Consider the following 13,616-nt stretch of genomic DNA (forward strand, 5'->3'; position numbering starts at 1 on the left):
AGTATTACCTGCCAGCAAAAGAATGAGCGATGAGTCGAATTTTAATAGTTATAGAGCAATTTGAGAATCGTCGCCTGTTAGCAGAGTGGCTAAGTATATATTATGAGGTTGCGATCGCCGACTCAGTTGTGCAGGTAGGAAAAGCTGTACCGCTCTTAGATGAACCATTTGATTTATGCATTCTCGACGGGCCAGCACTTGATCGCCTCTGGGAATGGGTGCAAGCAAGAAAATCCCAAGAACAACCCGTTTTTTTGCCCTTTTTGCTAATTACTTTACGTACTGACGTCAAACTATTGACACGGCATTTGTGGCAAACTATCGATGAGCTAATTACGAAACCGTTGGAAAAGTTAGAGTTGCAGGCACGAGTGGAAATGCTATTGCGATCGCGCCGACTTTCACTAGAGCTTCAGAGCGCGCTAGAGCAAGAACGCGAACTTAGAGAACTAAAATCGCGCTTTGTCTCAATGGTTTCCCATGAATTTCGCAACCCCTTAAGTACAATTTCCGGTTTCACTCGTTTACTGCAAGAGCGTAACTTGCCTCCAGAACAGCGAGATGACTTTTTCAGACGCATTCTAGCTGCTGTTGGCCGAATGATTACCTTGCTGGATGATGTTTTAATCCTGGGAAAATCTGAAGCCGCTCCTCTGGTGTCTAATCCCGTTAAACTTGCACTTGAGCCTTTTTGCCGCAAGCTAATCGAAGAAATCAAATTTAGTACAGGCAGTAATCACACAATTAATTTTAATTGCGAAGACGAATGTGTAGCAGTTCAGATGGATGAAGCCTTACTGCGGCACATTTTAACCAATTTATTATCTAATGCCATTAAATACTCTCCAGCAGATAGCAGCATTCAAGTGAGACTGCAATGTAAATCTGAAGCCGTGATATTTAAAGTGCAGGATGAGGGCATCGGCATTGCTTCAGCAGACCAAGAACGATTATTTGAATCCTTTTATCGTGCTAGTAACGTAGGCAAAATTCCAGGAACCGGATTAGGGCTGACGATTGTTAAACAGGCAGTTGAGCGATATGGCGGAACGATCGCCCTCAAAAGCCAAATCAATGTTGGGACAACGTTCACCGTCACTTTGCCCTTGCAAAATGAAATTTTTGACTAGATTCCAAAGCTTGATTTGCGATCAAACCTTTTCCTTGTGAATCAGCTTTTTGATTTTTGCCTTTTAAAGCAGCAATACTACTGTCCATTGCTGGTATGGTTAATTTAATTGGCTATGTACCGTCAATGTCAAAATACCAGCCCAATTATCTATTTCATCAAAATAATCATTCTCATTTAGAGAAAATGTGTAGGCGTAGCCCGCTGCAAGCATCGCCAATATTCCAAAATATTCCAATATTTAGACGCGCAATTGCGGATTGCTTTCATTTTACGAGAATTTTTCCCAAGCTTGGGCAACTAATTGGCTCAACCAGCGGCGTTGTTGCTGGTCTAGCAATGGATCTTCCGCTAGCAACTGAGCAGTTAATTCTTCCAAAGATTGACCCTGAGCGCGGACAATTTTAATAACTCCAGCGATCGCACTGGCAACTAGTTCTTCATCAATCGGCTGTTGTCGTAGAGCTACAATTTCCTGGGGACTGTCTGGAATGGGATAATTCATGGCGTGGGTTTACACTTTTTCAAAATGAACAATAAATTTGACAAAATCTTAAAATTTCTTCACTGAATCTTTACGTAACTAATAGGGCGGAGTTTACCCTATTATGCGCCTTCATAAAATCTGTCTTTGTGAATAGATTGTTTAGAGATGTCAGGAAAAGATGAAAGAAATCCTTTATTTAGAAGTTCCAACTGCGGATATCGCTGCTGTGCGTAACTGGTTGCGAACAGATTTTCAACCAAGACATGGGGAAAAAGTACTGACCCCAGAAGGCTTCCGTCTCAAAATCACTACCGCTACTACAACTGTTAGTGACGCAATTTCCGAAAACTTGCCTGCGGAACTTTCTGTATTTGTTTGGTCAGTGCAACGAACTACCTATTTAAAAGTGTTTCGTTGGGCACAACAACCCTTCCCCCAAGAGAAAGAAATCCTGCAACACCTGAAAAAAGAAACTAGAAGCCGTTTTGGGCATCATTACCCCCAACCACCAGCTATTGATTTATCCCGGCAATCTATTTTTGCAGCCCTTGCCCCTTACTACCCTCTCACCGTCAAATATTTTCAGAAAATGCCCAACGGGGAATATGACCTTAAGCGTGCCTACTGGTGGGAACAGCGATGGCGCGAAGGGGTACAGAATCCACAGCAGCCCCGACAGGTGGTGTTTTCTAGTTCTGGGGACTGGGGAGGAGGAAATGCCAATAGCCAATCCCCAATACCTAATCCCCAGTACGATCTGATTTACATCGGTGGCGCATTGGGTGTCATCCATGCAGCAGTGATGGCAAAACTTGGATATAAAATTTTGCTGGTAGAACGAATGCCTTTTGGCCGAATGAACCGAGAATGGAATATTTCCCGCGATGAAATTCAAAGTTTGCTTAACTTGGATTTAATCACCCCCGCAGAGTTAGAAACCATCATTGCTAGAGAATACAAAGATGGATTTAATAAGTTTTTTGATGGCAATAATCCAAGTAAATTGCGATCGCCAGTGCTGCACACACCTACAGTCCTAAATTTAGGCTTAGATTCCGAAAAGTTGCTGCAACTATGTGGGCAAAAGCTGCAAGCCGCAGGCGGAGAAATTTGGGATGAAACAGAGTTTATCCGTGCAGATATTAATGAATCACAAGTAGTAATAAAAGTCAAGCATTTACCTAGTGAAATTGAAAAACAAGTAGGTGGGCGGCTACTAGTAGATGCGATGGGAACAGCGTCTCCCATTGCTTGGCAATTAAATAGTGATCGCGCCTTTGACAGTGTATGTCCGACGGTGGGAGCGGCAATTGAGAGCGGATTTGAACCACAGGTATGGGATTGTGAATATGGAGATGTCTTAAACAGTCATGGGGATATTTCGCGCGGCAGACAGCTAATTTGGGAATTGTTTCCTGGCGTAGATGAGGAACTGACGATTTATTTATTTCATTACCACCAAGTCAATGTTGAAAATCCCGGTTCCTTGCTGGAGATGTACGAGGACTTTTTCACAATTTTGCCAGAGTATCGCAGATGCGATATGGATAAATTAGTCTGGAAAAAGCCGACATTTGGGTATATACCGGGGCATTTTAGTGTCGGGAGTAGCGATCGCACAGTAGCCTTTGATCGCTTGATTGCGATCGGTGATGCTGCATCACTCCAGTCTCCTTTGGTTTTCACAGGTTTTGGTTCGCTGGTTCGTAACTTAGAGCGCTTAACAACGCTATTAGATACTGCTCTCAAGCATGACTTATTGAGTTTGGCACACTTAAATCAAATTCGTGCTTACCAAAGTAACGTTTCAGTCACATGGCTATTTTCCAAAGGCATGATGGTACCTACAGGAAAATTTTTACCACCGCAGCGGGTAAATGCCATGCTCAATACCTTCTTTGGACTGTTAGCAGACGAACCTCAACAGGTGGCAGATAACTTCATTAAAGATAGATTTGATTGGTTAACCTTTAACCGCTTAGCACTCAAAGCAGCAAAGAAAAATCCAGCCTTACTTTTATGGATTTGGGAACTTGCTGGACCTAAGGATTTAGGGCGATGGCTGGGCAGTTATTTTAACTTTTCTCGTCATGCCTTGGTTAGTGCTTTATTGAGTCCGTGGTTCCCGCAGTTTTTGAGCAGGGTAGGCTCTTGGCTAGAACCCCGAAATCCGGGATTGTGGTTGCGGCTATTAGCAATTAATTATGCCATCGCCACAGGCAAACCGCGATCGGCTACTCAGGTAGCAAAAACTAACCCAGAAGCCATTATTCAGAAATTTAGTCATTAGTCATTGGGAGTGTGGGAGCGGTAAGAATGAAATTCTGTCCCTATCTCACCATCTCCCCACTTCCTCTTCTAACTATTTCCTTTGGGGCGAAAATTTGGTAGTTCCACAGATGCTAATGACTTACGTCCTTTGGCTGGACGCTGGGGATAAACTACGGGTGAGGGTGAATTGGCATCATCGGCATTATCATTTGATGATGGAGACAATTCCAACTGTGTTAATTGTGGGACTTCTGACCAATAGTCTTCAGTTTCTTCAACAAATATCTTGGTGCCAGATGAAGTGGAGGTAGTTGTAGGAAGGTTAATTTCTACCTGCAACTGCTGCTGTTGTGGATTTTCTACTTCCTCTTCATCCTCCAGAATTGTTACTAAAGTTTCCCAGGCAGGCGCATCACCCACATTACTATCCATATCTGTTTTTGCCGCAACTGCTGGTGATGCAGATACAGGCTGGGAGGTAAAAAACATTTGGATGAGATTATCTAATTGCTGATCTAAGTTTGATGACTCTAAAGGTGAAACAGTTTCTGCTACATCTGGTAAATCACCAATTTCAGGCGAACAAACAGGTTGCGCTGGTGTTGGCGTATCTTCTTTAACTGACAAATTCCAAGAAGATGAGGAAGTCGGCGTGGGTTGATTTGTTTGAAATGGCCGCGGTGGTGATGGTTCTCCCCAAGAATTATCTAGATTATCACTCAAGGATTCTGGCTCTGCTGACCAAGCTTTAATTGGCTGTGCATTAGGAAATAAAGACCGAGCTTTTCGAGAAAATCTTCCTTGTGTAGAAGTGATGTCTTTAGGATGTTTTGCAGTATCATCTAGAGAGTCATAACCAGGAACAGGTGTGTCTAGACATTTCTCCAGAGCCGCTTTAAATTGCAAGGTCTGGCGTTGTTGCCGCATGAGTCTAATACGTAATTCCCGAGAAGCATTTTCTGATTGCAATAACTTTTGAGACTGTTCATTGTTAGTTGTGTGTAGCAACGTACATTCCCGTTCTAGCTGAGCGAGGCGTTGTTGGCTAATTTGTAGCTGTCCTTTATAAGTTTCAATGAAAACTTCTTGGCGTTGAACAGTTTGTACAGCAGTTTCCAATTGTTGAAATAGTGATTTAATTTGTTCTTGAGCAGCAGCTAGTTCCTGAGTTTGTTGGTTAAGCATCGACTCAGTAACGCTGGAACGCGTTTTTTGCCACTGCAAAACTTTTTCAGACTCAGCTAGGTTGTCTTTTAGCTGCTCTACTTGTTCATACAAGTTATTATTAGCCGCACCCAATTCTTCGTTCAATGCCAGCAGCTTCTGAAATTCTGAGTCAAGAAGTGCTTGTTTACCGCTTTCGGGCTCTGCAACCCAGTCCTGCTGAGAACTATCTTCCAAAAATTGTGTATCTTGAGCCGGCATGAGTAGTGGCAATTTTGAAATTGCCATATTCTCATTAGGCATAACTGAGTAAAAGGGACAATTCGCCTGCTTTGATTCTGGCGAACTAGCAGAATTTAGAGATTCCATCATAGCCCCCTTGTTTGAGGTGTCAGCTTGATTCATCACTCTTGACCCACCCGCTTAAAAATATTCAGCACTGCTCGTGTTAGCATTGCCGATTGACTGTGTGCGATCGCGGTTTGCTTTAGAAGCTAAGTTTAACTCTCTCTAACCACGAGTAATTAATCATCAATCGGTTATTACTCATTTTGTATCTAGACTGATGTCGTTATAACACTATGATCCTCTTTCCCGTCAAGAAGAGTGGAGGTTGAGGGAAGAAAGGAAGATGAGGAAAAAGCCAAACCCTATACTTCAAAACTAGATTGTATTCCTTGATTTAGCTGTTTACCCCGGAAGACTTGGCAATTTTATAGTTTTGGCTTTCTACTTACATCTATCTAAAGATATATCTATATGTATATTTAAAGACATAATTTTGTATTGATTTATTTTTTACCTTAGACTAATGTCTCTATAAACATTTAGTATTCTATATAATTTTTCAATTCTGGGCGTAGCTTGCCGCCGTAGGCATCGTAACTGGATCGAGTAAATGACTAAGAATTTCTATCAAAAAATATGTTCTGAAATCTTGACATTTAAGTATAAATATTTAATTAAGTTAGATAAATAAGTATAAAAATATTAAGTATATACATAAAACTTTTTTGAACGACAATCTCAACTTATTAGCAGGTTTTTTAACGAGAAACACATTCTTGGCAAGAATTTTAGGTTTAGTTGGTAAGAAGATTTTTTGAGCAGCTTGGTTTCAATTTGTGAAGTTTATTTAATAACTATATAAAAATCAATTTAAGTATACTTACATACAGTATTATATTTATTACAATGTATAAAAAACTAAAAGATAAGTTTTTTAAATAAGTAAAAATACGAGTTACTTTTTTGAATTATTTATTAAACAATAATTGAAATCACTAGTATTTTCCTTAGCAATCAAGTAATTTAAAACACTAAAATTATTGGATGCAATGCGATGAGTTTGCAAGGGAAACCTTTGTGATATTAAGCTTATCCAAAAATAAAAATTTAAAATTTTGGTGGGAAAAATGACTGATATATTTACGCTAAGTGCAAATGACAACCAAGTAAATGCTCATTTACCGTTATTTGGAGAAAACTTTCATAGTTTTTGGGACAAAGAAATTAGACCATTATTCACACAAGAATCTCTATCTTTCAGAGTGAAAACCTTGAATGGAAACTATGTTAAGTACGTGAACCTGGATAATGGAGCAACAACCACTCCCTTTGCAACTCTCAAGCAGTATATAGATGAAATGCTTGACACTTATGGCAGTGTGCATCGAGGTTCTGGGCAGAAATCCATCATTACTACACAAAAATATGACGCTAGTCGGAAGATAATTCGGGACTTTGTGGGGTCATCTTCACAAAACTATGTAATCTTTGCGAAAAATACAACAGAAGCAATTAATGGAGCCGCTACACTTTGGGCAAAAATACCTGGAAAAATCTTAGTCTCTGATATTGAACATTCATCAAACTTGTTGCCTTGGGTAACTAGAGATGAAGTTGTGCAGTACAGAACCCAGCCAGATGGAAGTGTCAGTCTGACTGAAATTGAAAATATCTTCAAGGCACACCAAAATCATCCGAAAGTTGAGCAAATCAAGTTAGTTACCATTACAGGTGCTTCGACAATTACAGGTTACAGACCTCCGATTTACGAAATTGCAGCTTTAGCACATCGGTATGGTGCAAAGATGTTTGCCGATGTGTGTCAATTAATTCAGCACGAACGAGTAGACATGCGTCCAGATAATGACCCATGTCATTTAGATTTTGTAGCTTTCTCTGGACACAAAATGTATGCACCTTATGGAACTGGGGTTTTGCTAGGACCTAAAGAATTTTTTGATAGCTCCTACCCCTATCAAATCGGCGGTGGAAACCTGCCTTATATCACCAGAAAGTTAGAAATCAAGCGTTTTTACACAGAACGGGCGCATGATCCGGGAACACCAAACGCAATGGGTGCGATCGCTATTGCTAAAGCGATTCAAATTATTGAAGCACTTGGACGTGATCGCATTGCTCAGTACGAACACTCCTTAGTTGAATTTACATATACACGGCTTGAGAGTATTCCTGGTGTGAAAGTACATATTCCAGGAGATAATTTAGCCCATGTTATTCCTTTTGATATTGATGGGTTTGACGGACGCTTAGTAGCAGAAATTCTGGCACAAGAATACGGCATTGGGGTTCGGGCTGGAGCTTTCTGCACATACGAATACATTCGCAAACTCAAAAATATTTCAGACGAGCAAGACTTGGAGATTGCCAAGGAAGTAGAAAAAGGAATTACGCGCAACATTCCTAGTATTATCCGAGCCAGCTTCGCTGTATATAATACATTGGAAGATTGCGATCGCTTTATTGATGCGATCGCTCAAATAGCTAAAAATGGATTCAATTACTATTTGCCCTACTACACACAAGATGAAATTACTGGTGTTTGGACAGTGATAGACAAATAGTCTGGCTATAACAAATGACAAATGACAAAGGACAAATAACAAATGACAAATGACAAGGAGGATTATCTAAAAGCACGGATTGAAGAGTACATCTGGCAAAAAAGCACAGATGCAGGTATTTCCCGCCAGCGTTTTCTGCAAATACTAGCGACTATGGTTGGTGCAACAGCCATTGGGGGGTTGGCTAAACCTGCGCCAGCTTATAGTCAGGTAGGTGTTAAAACCAAAGAAAGTAAAATACTTAAGCCATTGCCACCAGGGTATATCTCTCATAGCAAAGGCACATTAGAGATGAACTGGGAAGCAATGTATGGGCGTGGCTATATAGTACCAAACGATTGGTTTTACGTTCACAACCGCAGTACCCCTCCTCCCTTTGACCCATCTACATGGCGTTTGCAAATTCACGGAACTGGCGTTTCTACCCCCTGTGAGTTCACTTACGATCAAATCATTGCGATGCCATCGATTTCGGTCACTTGCGCCATTGAATGTGCTGCTAATGGTCGGCGCTTTTTTGAAGAAGCTTATAATATTCCACTCTCTGGAACCCGATGGAGGCTTGGGGCTATTGGTGTAGCTGAGTGGACTGGTGTACCACTTGGATTATTATTAGAGCGAGCTGGACTAAAATCTACAGCAAAAGATGTACTCGTTCAGGGTGCAGATTTGGATTCGCTAGATTCAAAGGGAACCAGAAAGTCCAAGTTTAGCAGCGTAGTTCCGATTACCAAGGCATTAGCAGATAACTCGCTCGTGGTCTATGCAATGAACGGAGAACCATTACCTCCAGATCACGGTCGGCCATGCCGTGTATTATTTCCTGGTTGGGGAGGAAACGCTAACGTTAAATGGATTGAGCGGATTGAAGTTTGCGAAACGCCGATATACACTCCGTGGGTGACAGAGCAAATGGTGCTGATTGGTGCAGACTACCCAGCGATTGCACCGTATAAAGGTAAACTAATTACGTACCAAAATGTGAAAAGCGCCTTTGAATTGGCTTGGCCAGCCAGACTTTCTCCAGGAAGTTACTTACTGCGTGGGCGTTCTTGGTCTGGCAAAGGAAAAATTGTACGTGTGGAAGTTAGCCTTGATGGCGGTAGAACTTGGCAATTTGCAAGACTGAGAGAACCAAATTTTCCATTTGCATGGGTACGTTGGGATATCGAATGGAACCCACTTCCTGGGGAATATTTTCTGCAAGCTCGTGCTACAGACAATTTAGATAACACACAACCGAGTACAGTTCCGTGGAATGATACTGGATTGCTCTATGGAGGCGTTGTCAGTCATCCAGTGACAGTAGGGTGAGTATGGGAAGTAGGGGGGTAGAGGGTAGAATTCCTAACTCCTAACTCCCCCTCGGAACTATCAGTTTTGTAGAAAAAGAATTGTTTATGAATGATTTTAGTTGGTTGATTTTAATTGCTGGGGGCTTAATATCTGGAGTGATAGCTGGACTTTTAGGAATAGGTGGGGGTATTATTACAATTCCTCTTTTAGTCACGCTAGGTTATACTCCCGTTCAGGCGATCGCAACTAGTAGCCTTGCTATTGTAATTACTTCAATTTCTGGAAGTTTACAGAATTGGTGGATGGGCTATTTTGACTTTAAACGAGTATTTTATTTAGGAATCCCAGCTTTTTTAACTACTGGAATAGGTGTATATTTCGCTAATAAAATTCCATCATATATAATACTTTTTACATTTGGTATCATATTACTTGCTAATATTTATTTAATAGACCTTCGTAAACAACTATCCTTGAAAGAAAAAGAGGATACTGCACCAATATTTAACCCATTACTTTCTAAAATTGGCACTGGAGGAGCAGCAGGAATTTTAGCAGGTTTATTTGGCTTAGGTGGCGGTACGATTATGGTGCCACTGCAAATTTTGCTATTAGGAGAAGAAATTAAAGTAGCAATTCAGACTAGTTTAGGTGTGATTGTAATCACTGCTTTAGCTGCTTGTACAGGACATACATTAGAGGGAAATATTCTATTTATTCAAGGGATAATTTTGGGATTGGGAGGTCTTGTAGGCGTTCAGATGAGTACTCGCACTTTACCAAAACTACCAGATTTAACTATAAGTTTAGTCCTCCGTATCTTCTTAGGAATACTATCAATTTATATTTTTTGGCAAGCTTGGATAAATTACCAACAAATAATTATTAATTATTAATTCGTAATACTCACCTTTGGCAAGTATTACGAATTCTCAAGGTAGCCAACGGGGATGAAATCCGGATAAGGGGAGTTGTTCTGGTTTAATTTCGACAGTTGCAGCGTCGGCGATCGGCAATAGAGGCATTAACCATAAGCTACTGGTTGCAATGGTATCTCCATCATCAGTTTTCAAAGTGTTTGTAGGTAATGTTGTTGGTGGGTTTTTCTGCGGTACTATTTGGTCAAATAACAAGCCTAAACCGTCAGCAGATAAACTCATTTGCACGTTTCGCTGATCAACAGGCAGTAATAACAGTGGTTTCTGTTGCCCAGTTTTTAGGTCAATTGCCACTACATAAGGTTGTTCTATGTATTGTTCCTTGGATACTAACTGTGTTAGCAAGCAATAAAGGGTGGGTGAGGCGGTATCAAATTGGCAACTAACAATTGAGCCTGTTGTTTTTACTAGTTGTTTCTGCACGCCTTGGTTTGTAACTAAAAACAAATCTCGTGTGTAATCTGTATTAAATTTTACCATTGCGGCTTGAGAACCATCTTTGGAGAAAGCCTGTACTAAGCCAAACTGTGGCAGAAAATCTAAGGGTTTACTGGCGTCTCCTTGCAGTGGTAAGATTGCTGCTCCCTGTCCTTGGGCAACTGCTACGGCTTTACTATCTGGGGTAATCATAAAGTCTCCCCCAGGTTGGCTTTTTAAACGTTTGGGGCTGGGTTTTTCTGCCGAACTGCCACTGGTTGCTGGCATAAACCAGAGCCCAAAGTCGCCAGGATTAGCTTTGTTTCCCCGTTGAATAACAATAGTTTGTCCGTCGGGTGATAAATCAAATTTCAGGTTTTGATAATCTTTACTATCTAAAATCAGATCTACTCTGCTTGCTGGTTCTGCTTGTTGCCCAGATTTACCAGAAACGCCCGTTGTTACTGTGTACAACTGGGCTGAAAGTAAGTCTTGGTTATTACTGCTGCGAGCTGAAAATAAAATTTTCTCGCCATCTGGAAATGACTCAAAGTCTAATACTACCAAGTCTTTGGGGGTAAGTATCTTTTTTTGCTCTTGAGTTAAGTTGTAAAGAATTAACTTTCCTTGTTCTTCATGCTCGGTTCCAATGTAGAGAATAACCCGATCGCGTGTACGGAAGTTGCCGACAAAAGTCTGGATCGTCCGATTTTTACCTTCAAGCTCGGCAAACTTATCTTTGGCTCCCTGTAACTGCACTTTATAATTTGTGCCATAGGGTGCTGGTGTGAGCAATGTATAAACCATTCGCCGCCCTGCCCAACTGAATTTACCTGCTAGAGGCGGCTCAATTTTCAAGTTATCCTCTACGCTTTTACTGTCCATTGGGCGGCTAAAGGTGAGGGCGAAGGAGTTATCTTCTGCACCTATTTGTTGATTTTGCCAAGTAAAATCTCGGACGCGAGCTGTTACCACATCACCTTGCAATATCATCAACCCAATCAGCACACTCAGTAATAGCATCAGTGTGATCGCTATCCGATCCAGTGGTTGAATAAATGCTTTTGATTTAGTCATTGGTTATTGAGCATGGAGCATAGAGCATTAGCAAATGACAAAGGATTAATGACAAATCACTAATAACTATAAGGATTCTGCGGTTGGGGAATCTTTTTGAGCGAATTAGCAACAATGGTAAGTTGACGTTTCCCTGACAAATTTTCTGTTGCCATTTGTCCTTCTACTTCCAACCAGGTATCAGCAGAGTAAGCCTGTTGATTATTTGGCAGTTTAACAGGCAATCCTACAGGATATGCGTCTGCTGCACAGCAAGTTAAGACAAATCGTGCTAAGAACAAATATTCTTTTGCCAAATCTGACGGGTGGATGACAAATCCCTGTACCTTGACTTTTTGTCCTGTATATGTGTCTGGTTCTGGATAGACATTTAAGGTGCGTACCCACTCTACAAGCGATCGTTCCTCTGGACGTACAGTTGCCCGAAAGGCTTGAGGTTTAACGCGTGTGGTTCCCAATAAATCAGCCGTCACACCCCTTTGCAGTGCATTGTCACTAGCAAAAACTTGGGGTGTAAAGATGAAACCCAAAATTGCTGCAATCAACAACAAGGAACTACCCCAACCAGGAGGAAATAAACTAATATGCTGGGTGTTTGGTATGACATCACGACGACGCCGATGCCAAAGTTCCAGCATTTTGAAGAAACCAAAAATTATTAAACTGATACCAGTCACAACCACAAACCAAATGTAATTTGGGTGAATCAACAGGTTCAGCTTGTTAGTTAGCCAATATCTCAACATCAAAATGCCCCAAGCTGTAATTGCCAAAGCATCCAGCCAAGGGAGTAAGAGATGTAGGATTTGAGGTTTGGAATTTTTATTAGTCATTAATCATTGGTTACAAACAACAAAGGACAAAAGATAAAGGGCAACAGACAAATGACAAATGACAAAGAATTTTTAAAATACGTGCAAGTTGAGGAAAAGGGTCAAAACAAATGTTAACTGTGCTGCTAAGGCAAATAAGTAAAACACTGTTTTGGGCTTAAAAATTGATAACATCAAACCAATACCTTTGATGTCAATCATGGGACCAAATACGAGAAATGCCAGTAATGAACCACTGCTAAAAGTTGAAGCAAAAGACAGGGCAAAGAAAGAATCAACTGTAGAACAAATTGACACGACTGCTGCTAATATCAGCATGACTACAATTGAGCTAATGGGCCCAGCACCCAAACTGAGAATTAATTCACGCGGTGCTAGGACTTGAATAGCTGCGGCGATCGCACTCCCTAAAACCATGACCCCGCCTAGTTCCCGCAATTCTTGGATGCTATTATCTACCACTAGACGCAATTTATCTGCAAGGGGTTTATTTGGAGTAGAGATGATAGTCGGCGGTACTAAATTCGCATCTATCCGCATCGGTAAACCTGCTTTTCCTCCTAAAATATAAGTCCCTGATTGCAAGAGATTCGGTACTGCTGCTGACTGTTCTACTTGATAACCTTTACTACGTCGTTTGGTTTCAGGTGGCGCAGGAGGATTAAATTTCATATATCGAGCGATCGCAGGTTGGACTATAGGATTTAAGTCCTTTTGAAAACTGAAAACAAAGCCAACAATTGTGGCAATCAATAGGGAAAATACAACCCGTAATACTACTATTTCTGGCTGATCGCGAAACGCTGTCCAAGTTGCCCAAATGACAACTGGGTTAATTGTTGGTGCTGCTAGTAAAAAACCAATTGCTACAGGTGTGGGCACTCCTTGAATTAGAAACCGCCGCGCTACTGGCACATTCCCACACTCACACACTGGAAATAAAAAGCCGATTGCACTGCCAACTAAAGCACCCAATAGCGGATTTTTGGGCATTTTTTCTACCAATTTGCGCTCATCAACGAAAAACAGCAGCAAACTGGACAATAAAACCCCAAGAAGCAAAAAAGGCATCGCCTCGACTAGCAGACTTAGAAATAGCGTAAAACCATTGTTGAGTTGATTCATGGGCGTCGC

Annotated in this window: 10 protein-coding genes; 5 read left to right on the forward strand and 5 right to left on the reverse strand. The window is 41.1% G+C overall.

What is annotated here, in order from left to right; translation table 11 throughout:
* The first annotated feature begins 29 nt into the window (after nt 1–29).
* Nucleotides 30–1,130, forward strand: a complete 1,101-nt coding sequence (locus FCR06_RS02545; protein ID WP_138497295.1) for a sensor histidine kinase — start codon at nt 30–32, stop codon at nt 1,128–1,130.
* 270 nt (nt 1,131–1,400) lie between these two features.
* On the opposite strand, the gene FCR06_RS02550 is transcribed toward FCR06_RS02545, so the two are convergent.
* Nucleotides 1,401–1,634, reverse strand: coding sequence for a hypothetical protein (locus FCR06_RS02550; protein ID WP_138497296.1), 234 nt, complete (start codon nt 1,632–1,634; stop codon nt 1,401–1,403).
* Between the two features lie 160 nt (nt 1,635–1,794).
* Here FCR06_RS02550 and FCR06_RS02555 point away from each other — a divergent pair, with 160 nt between their 5' ends.
* On the forward strand, nt 1,795–3,906 hold the full coding sequence (locus tag FCR06_RS02555) for an NAD(P)/FAD-dependent oxidoreductase (protein ID WP_138497297.1): 2,112 nt from the start codon (nt 1,795–1,797) through the stop codon (nt 3,904–3,906).
* A gap of 68 nt (nt 3,907–3,974) precedes the next feature.
* Here FCR06_RS02555 and FCR06_RS02560 read toward each other — a convergent pair whose 3' ends face one another.
* Nucleotides 3,975–5,456 (reverse strand): hypothetical protein, encoded by a 1,482-nt coding sequence (locus FCR06_RS02560; RefSeq protein WP_138497298.1) that lies wholly within the window; start codon nt 5,454–5,456, stop codon nt 3,975–3,977.
* A 1,010-nt stretch (nt 5,457–6,466) separates the two neighbouring features.
* Between FCR06_RS02560 and FCR06_RS02565 the strand changes: the two genes are divergently transcribed.
* From FCR06_RS02565 to FCR06_RS02575, 3 genes are all read left to right on the forward strand, one after another.
* Entirely contained in the window at nt 6,467–7,921 is a 1,455-nt protein-coding gene (locus FCR06_RS02565) for an aminotransferase class V-fold PLP-dependent enzyme (RefSeq protein ID WP_138497299.1), read from the forward strand.
* Between the two features lie 42 nt (nt 7,922–7,963).
* Nucleotides 7,964–9,235 (forward strand): sulfite oxidase, encoded by a 1,272-nt coding sequence (locus FCR06_RS02570; RefSeq protein ID WP_138497300.1) that lies wholly within the window; start codon nt 7,964–7,966, stop codon nt 9,233–9,235.
* Nucleotides 9,236–9,321: 86 nt separating this feature from the next.
* Nucleotides 9,322–10,113 (forward strand): sulfite exporter TauE/SafE family protein, encoded by a 792-nt coding sequence (locus FCR06_RS02575; RefSeq protein ID WP_138497301.1) that lies wholly within the window; start codon nt 9,322–9,324, stop codon nt 10,111–10,113.
* A gap of 36 nt (nt 10,114–10,149) precedes the next feature.
* Here FCR06_RS02575 and FCR06_RS02580 read toward each other — a convergent pair whose 3' ends face one another.
* The 3 genes from FCR06_RS02580 to FCR06_RS02590 all read right to left on the reverse strand — a co-directional run bounded on the left by FCR06_RS02580 (nt 10,150) and on the right by FCR06_RS02590 (nt 13,607).
* On the reverse strand, nt 10,150–11,649 hold the full coding sequence (locus FCR06_RS02580; protein ID WP_138497302.1) for a hypothetical protein: 1,500 nt from the start codon (nt 11,647–11,649) through the stop codon (nt 10,150–10,152).
* Between the two features lie 59 nt (nt 11,650–11,708).
* Nucleotides 11,709–12,482, reverse strand: coding sequence for a TIGR03943 family putative permease subunit (locus FCR06_RS02585; RefSeq protein ID WP_138497303.1), 774 nt, complete (start codon nt 12,480–12,482; stop codon nt 11,709–11,711).
* 72 nt (nt 12,483–12,554) lie between these two features.
* Nucleotides 12,555–13,607: a permease gene (locus FCR06_RS02590; RefSeq protein WP_138497304.1), complete on the reverse strand. Its 1,053-nt coding sequence runs from the start codon at nt 13,605–13,607 to the stop codon at nt 12,555–12,557.
* Nucleotides 13,608–13,616 lie beyond the last annotated feature (9 nt).

This window comes from Nostoc sp. PA-18-2419, from assembly GCF_005869855.1.
Classification (GTDB): domain Bacteria; phylum Cyanobacteriota; class Cyanobacteriia; order Cyanobacteriales; family Nostocaceae; genus Nostoc.

Bases quoted from the DNA above. Each gene is read 5' to 3' on its own strand.
- FCR06_RS02560 (WP_138497298.1), bottom strand. From the start codon at position 5,456: ATGAATCAAGCTGACACCTCAAACAAGGGGGCTATGATGGAATCTCTA.
- FCR06_RS02545 (WP_138497295.1), top strand. From the start codon at position 30: ATGAGTCGAATTTTAATAGTTATAGAGCAATTTGAGAATCGTCGCCTG.
- FCR06_RS02575 (WP_138497301.1), top strand. From the start codon at position 9,322: ATGAATGATTTTAGTTGGTTGATTTTAATTGCTGGGGGCTTAATATCT.
- FCR06_RS02555 (WP_138497297.1), top strand. From the start codon at position 1,795: ATGAAAGAAATCCTTTATTTAGAAGTTCCAACTGCGGATATCGCTGCT.
- FCR06_RS02590 (WP_138497304.1), bottom strand. From the start codon at position 13,607: ATGAATCAACTCAACAATGGTTTTACGCTATTTCTAAGTCTGCTAGTC.
- FCR06_RS02580 (WP_138497302.1), bottom strand. From the start codon at position 11,649: ATGACTAAATCAAAAGCATTTATTCAACCACTGGATCGGATAGCGATC.
- FCR06_RS02565 (WP_138497299.1), top strand. From the start codon at position 6,467: ATGACTGATATATTTACGCTAAGTGCAAATGACAACCAAGTAAATGCT.
- FCR06_RS02570 (WP_138497300.1), top strand. From the start codon at position 7,964: ATGACAAATGACAAGGAGGATTATCTAAAAGCACGGATTGAAGAGTAC.
- FCR06_RS02550 (WP_138497296.1), bottom strand. From the start codon at position 1,634: ATGAATTATCCCATTCCAGACAGTCCCCAGGAAATTGTAGCTCTACGA.
- FCR06_RS02585 (WP_138497303.1), bottom strand. From the start codon at position 12,482: ATGACTAATAAAAATTCCAAACCTCAAATCCTACATCTCTTACTCCCT.